The sequence below is a fragment of the Streptomyces recifensis genome, from assembly GCF_002154615.1.
GTDB lineage: Bacteria > Actinomycetota > Actinomycetes > Streptomycetales > Streptomycetaceae > Streptomyces > Streptomyces griseoluteus.
On record NZ_MUNH01000101.1, the window covers coordinates 1 to 5,115 of the forward strand.

Here is a 5,115-nt window from a genome sequence, read left to right on the forward strand (position 1 = left end):
CCCGCGTCGACCTCGACGGGGAAGGGCACGATGCGGTCGGCGAGCCCGTCGAGGTCGACGCGGGTGACGGGGGTGCCCTCGGCGCCGGGGGTCTCGTCGCGGTCGGGGGTGCCGAAGGCGCGGCCGTGGCGCTGCGGGCCGAAGGGGGACGGTGTCGTCGCCGCGAGGGTGATGAGGTGCGGGCGGGCACCCTCCACGAAGGCCAGGTCGAAGACGTGGGTGTCGAAGACGGGGTCGAAGGCCCGGTTGGAGAGGAAGGCGAGGTGGCGGCCGTCAAGGGTGAAGACCGGCTCGTAGTCGGCGAAGCGCAGCGGGGTGGCCTCGGTGACCGTGAGGTCGGTGGTGGCGGCGAGCCGGATCTGGGAGAGCGGGCGCGGGCCGGGGTGGGCCCAGGCGAGCCAGCCGGAGTCGGGTGAGAAGGCCAGGCCGTGCGGGTCGCCGTGCTCACTGCTGTCGACCTCGCGGATCTCACCGGTCTCCCGCTCGACCAGCAGCAGCCTGCCGTCGTGGGAGGCGACGGCGGCGCGGGTGCCGTCCGGGGACATGGCCAGTTCGAGGACGCGGCCGAGCCGTCCGGCGCCCAGGCGCCGCGGGGCGGTGCCGGGGGCGAGGCCGGTGGCGGGGGCGAACTCCAGCGCGTCGTCGCCCTCGGCGTCGGTCACCCACACCACCCACTCCTCGCCGCCCGCGCGGAAGGTGCGCGGCAGCCGGGCCCGTACGCCGGGTTCCGCCGCGAGGGCGCGGGCCGGCCCGTCGCGGTGGGTGACCCAGTGGACGGTGCCGCGCACGGCGACCGCGCTGCCGCGCCCGGTGTGGTCGGGGGTGGCGGAGTCCAGCCAGCGGGCGGCGTCCAGGACGAAGGGCTGGAGGCCGGTACGGGGTCCGCCGAGCCGGATCTCGGGGCGGCGGGGTTCGGCGCCTTCGAGGTCGTCCAGCACCCAGAGCTGCCCGGCGCTGACGTAGACGACACGGGTGCCGTCGCTCGCGGCGTGCCGGGCGTAGAAACCGCCGAGCGGGGTGTGGCGGCGCAGGTCGGAGCCGTCGGCGAGGGAGGAGTACAGGGCGCCGGTGCCCTCGTGGTCGGAGAGGAAGGCGAGGCGGTCGCCGACCCAGGAGGGGTACTCGAGGTTGCCGTCCAGCTCCTCGTGCAGCCGGACGAACTGGCCGTCGCCGTCCCGGTCGATCCACAGCTTGCCCGCGGTGCCGCCCCGGTAGCGCTTCCACGCGGAGGCGTCCCGGTTCATCGTGGCGGACAGCAGCACGGTGTGCGGGCCGTGGGCGACGGCGCCGACGGGACCGTACGGGAGGGTGGCGGCCGGGCCGCCGTCGAGCGGGACGGTACGGGCCCAGCTGTGGCGGGTGCTGTGCCGTCCGGCGGCGCTGACCGCCAGCACCTCGCCGTCCCGGGTCCAGTCGCGGACCTGGGTGCGGGCGTTGCCCCAGTGGGTCAGGCGCCGGGAGGGCCCGCCGTCCACAGGGGCGGTGTGCACCTCGGGGGCGCCGTCGCGGCGGGAGGTCCAGGCGAGGGTGGTGCCGTCGGGCGAGATACGGGGGTGGTTCACGGGGACGCCGTCGGCGCTGACCCGCCAGGCCCGGCCACCGTCCAGCGGGGCGACCCAGACGTCGTCCTCGGCGGTGAAGGTGACCAAGTCGCCCCGCACGTGCGGGAATCGGAGGTACGAGGCGGCGTTTTCCGTGGCAGCACCGTGAGTCACACGATCACCCTACGCGCGAACGTCCGCACCCGGACCCGGAATTGATCAGTCTATTTGCCCTGGACCGGCCGGCACGAGGGGTCGTTCTCGCACCACAGGGTGCGGGTGACGGTGACGGTCACCGTGGGCCGGGGCCCGCCGGGCGGCCGGTAGGTGGCGGGCGGGGTGTAGACCGGGGCGGCGTCGCAGTTGCCGAGCCCGCTCACCCGGAAGACCTGGCGTCCGCCGACCCTGGCGACGAGATTGCCGCGCACACAGGCCCCGCTCACCGCGCGGGTCACCCTGCCGGTGACGGTGATGTCCCGCCCGTCCTTGGTCTTCCCCTGGCAGTCGACGGTGACGACCGTGGATTCGCTCGGCGACCCACCGGCCGACGACCCGCCGTCCTGCCGCCCGGTGCAGGTCAGCCAACTCACGTCCACATCACGCTTCTTCAGCGCGTCGGTCGCGGTCGAGTCGGTGGTGTACGCGACCGAGGCCGCCCCCAGCTCCCCCGGCTCACACGCCGTCACCGTACCGACGACGAGCGCCACGAGCCCACCGGCGGCCAGCACCCGAATCCCACTCGAAGCCCCCATACACCCCAGCGTCCCACCGACACCCGCACGGCGGAAGGCCGCATACGGCCAGTCACCCGAACGTGCGGCGCGGGGTCTTCAGGACCAGCGGCCGGTGCGGCCCAGCAGGAGGGCGGTCGCGGCGGTGCCGGCGGTGGAGGTGCGCAGGACGGAGGGGCCGAGGACGCAGGCGCGGGCGCCGGCCTCCTCGAAGAGCGCCAACTCGTCTCGGGAGACGCCCCCTTCGGGCCCGACGACGAGCACGATCTCGCCCTCGGCCGGGAGTTCGGCGGTGGCCAGCGGGACCGACTCGTGGTCGAAGTCGGAGTGCAGCACGGCGGCGAAGTCGGCCCGCGCGAGCAGCGCGGCGACCTGCTTGGTGGAGGCGGCCTCCGCGACCTCGGGGAAGCGGACCCGGCGCGACTGCTTGCCGGCCTCGCGGGCGGTGGAGCGCCACTTGCCCAGCGCCCTCAGCCCGCGCTCGCCCCTCCACTGGGTGATGCAGCGCGACGCCTGCCAGGGCACGATGCGGTCGACCCCGGTCTCGGTCATGGTCTCCACGGCGAGTTCGCCCCGGTCGCCCTTGGGCAGCGCCTGCACGACGGTGACGCGCGGCCGGGGCTCGGGCTCCTCGCGCACCTCGGGGAGGTCGACGATCAGCCGGTCCTTGCCCTCGGTGCCGGTGACCCGGCAGACCGCGTAGCGTCCGGCGCCGTCGGTGAGGACGACCTCCTCGCCGGGCTCCAGCCGCTTCACCGAGACGGCGTGCCGCCCCTCGGGTCCGTCGAGCACGTACCGGGTGCCGTCCGTGCGGAAGTGGTCGACGACGAAGACGGGCGCGGTCATCGCGCGTCCCCTCCCTGGGCTCGGACGGGTCGGTACTGCCGCCCCGACTCACCCCGTACGAGGTTGAGTTCGGCGGCGAGGGTGCGGACGAGTTCGGCCGCGGGCAGCGGCCGGGCCAGCCGGTGGCCCTGGCCCGCCCAGAGCGACATGCCCTGGGCGTCCCCGGCGGCGGTGGCGGCCTTGCGCAGCGGCGCCGTCAGGTGGTGCACGTCGGGGTAGGCGGCGGGCGCGTACGGCCCGTGCTCGCGCAGGAAGCGGTTGGTCAGGGCACGCGCCGGGCGCCCGGAGAAGGCGCGGGTCAGCTCCGTGCGCGGGAACACCGGGTCGGTCAGCGCCCGCTTGTGGATCTCGGGGGCGCCGGACTCGGGGGTGGCGAGGAAGGCGGTGCCGAGCTGGGCGGCGGTGGCCCCGGCGGCGAGGACGGCGGCGATCTGGGCGCCGCGCATGATGCCTCCGGCGGCGACGACCGGGATCTCCACGGCCTGCGCGGTCTGGGTGACCAGGGACAGCAGGCCGAGCCCGGTGCCGTCGTTCTCGGCGAGGTCGCGGTGGGTGCCCTGGTGGCCGCCCGCCTCGATGCCCTGCGCGATCACCGCGTCCGCCCCGGCCCGCTCGACCTCGCGGGCCTCCTCGACCGTGGTGGCGGTGACCAGGGTGATAGTCCCGGCCCGGCGCAGCGCGGCCAGTACCTCCGCGTCGGGCACGCCGAAGTGGAAGGAGACGGCGGCGACGGGGTCGTCCAGCAGCACGGCGAGCTTGGCGTCGTAGCCGTCGTCTCGGCCGCCGTCGGGGTCGCCGGTCTCCGTCTCGTACCAGGCGGCCTCACCGGCCAGTTGCTGCGCGTACAGCTCGACCGCGCCGGGCTCGGCGTGGGCGGGCTGGGGCAGGAAGAGGTTGACGCCGAAGGGGCGGCTGGTCAGCCCGCGCAGCCGTTTGATCTCGCGGTACATCCCGTCCGCGGTCTTGTAGCCGGCGGCGAGGAAGCCGAGCCCTCCGGCCTCGGAGACGGCGGCGGCCAGTTCCGGCACGGCGACACCGCCCGCCATGGGGGCCTGCACGATCGGATGCACGACGAGATCGGCCAGTGCGGAGGACATGCCCGCATGGTGTCATGTCCGCCTGACAAGTCCGAATCCGGCCCGTGCGTGGGGGCGCACCGGGCGCCCCCCGCCGTCAGCGTCCGTTGAACGCGTCCTTCAGCCGGGAGAACAGCCCCTGCTGGCCGGGCTGGAACTGCCCGGTGGGCCGCTCCTCGCCGCGCAGCTTGGACAGCTCCCGCAGCACCCGCTCCTGCTCGGCGTCGAGCTTGGTCGGGGTGGTGACCTCGACGTGCACGATCAGGTCGCCCCGGCCGCCGCCGCGCAGATGCGTGACGCCCCGGTTGTGCAGCGGGATCGACTGGCCGGACTGGGTGCCGGGCCGGATGTCGACCTCCTCCATGCCGTCCAGCGTCTCCAGCGGCACCTTGGTGCCGAGGGCCGCGGCCGTCATGGGGATGGTGACCGTGCAGTGCAGGTCGTCGCCGCGCCGCTGGAAGGTGGAGTGCGGCAGCTCGTGGATCTCGACGTAGAGGTCGCCGGCGGGACCGCCGCCGGGGCCGACCTCGCCCTCGCCCGCGAGCTGGATGCGGGTGCCGTTGTCGACACCGGCGGGGATCTTCACGGTCAGGGTGCGCCGGGAGCGGACCCGGCCGTCGCCCGCGCACTCGGGGCACGGGGTCGGGACCACGGTGCCGAAGCCCTGGCACTGCGGGCAGGGACGGGAGGTCATGACCTGGCCCAGGAAGGACCGGGTGACCTGGGAGACCTCGCCGCGGCCCCCGGCACCTCCGCGCAGACCTGCGACATGTGCCGCGGCCGCGGCGAGGTCTCCCAGGTCACCCGGTCCTTCCTGGGCCAGGTCATGACCTCCCGTCCCTGCCCGCAGTGCCAGGGCTTCGGCACCGTGGTCCCGACCCCGTGCCCCGAGTGCGCGGGCGACGGCCGGGTCCGCTCCCG

General features: G+C 75.2%; 4 protein-coding genes and 2 pseudogenes. 1 reads left to right on the plus strand and 5 read right to left on the minus strand.

Annotated elements, in window-relative coordinates:
* From CCN33_RS06555 to CCN33_RS06575, 5 genes and pseudogenes are all read right to left on the minus strand, one after another.
* Positions 1–1,649, minus strand: a 1,649-nt coding sequence (locus tag CCN33_RS06555; RefSeq protein ID WP_425275830.1) for a S41 family peptidase, incomplete at its 3' end; no start/stop codon positions are given.
* A 116-nt stretch (positions 1,650–1,765) separates the two neighbouring features.
* Positions 1,766–2,293 carry a hypothetical protein gene (locus tag CCN33_RS06560; protein WP_244173707.1) on the minus strand — a complete coding sequence of 176 codons (528 nt, stop codon included), beginning with the start codon at positions 2,291–2,293 and terminating at the stop codon, positions 1,766–1,768.
* 78 nt (positions 2,294–2,371) lie between these two features.
* Positions 2,372–3,118 carry a 16S rRNA (uracil(1498)-N(3))-methyltransferase gene (locus CCN33_RS06565; RefSeq protein ID WP_086692167.1) on the minus strand — a complete coding sequence of 249 codons (747 nt, stop codon included), beginning with the start codon at positions 3,116–3,118 and terminating at the stop codon, positions 2,372–2,374.
* The gene (locus CCN33_RS06570) at positions 3,115–4,215 is read right to left on the minus strand and encodes a nitronate monooxygenase (RefSeq protein WP_086692170.1); all 1,101 of its coding nucleotides are present in this window, start codon (positions 4,213–4,215) and stop codon (positions 3,115–3,117) included. The genes CCN33_RS06565 and CCN33_RS06570 overlap by 4 nt, the downstream gene beginning before the upstream one ends.
* Positions 4,216–4,291: 76 nt before the next feature.
* Positions 4,292–4,936 (minus strand): annotated as a pseudogene (locus CCN33_RS06575) (DnaJ C-terminal domain-containing protein); the annotation flags it as partial.
* On the opposite strand from CCN33_RS06575, the pseudogene CCN33_RS06580 reads away from it, so the two are divergent.
* A pseudogene (locus CCN33_RS06580) lies at positions 4,931–5,115 on the plus strand (zinc finger domain-containing protein); the annotation flags it as partial. The pseudogenes CCN33_RS06575 and CCN33_RS06580 sit on opposite strands and share 6 nt — an antisense overlap.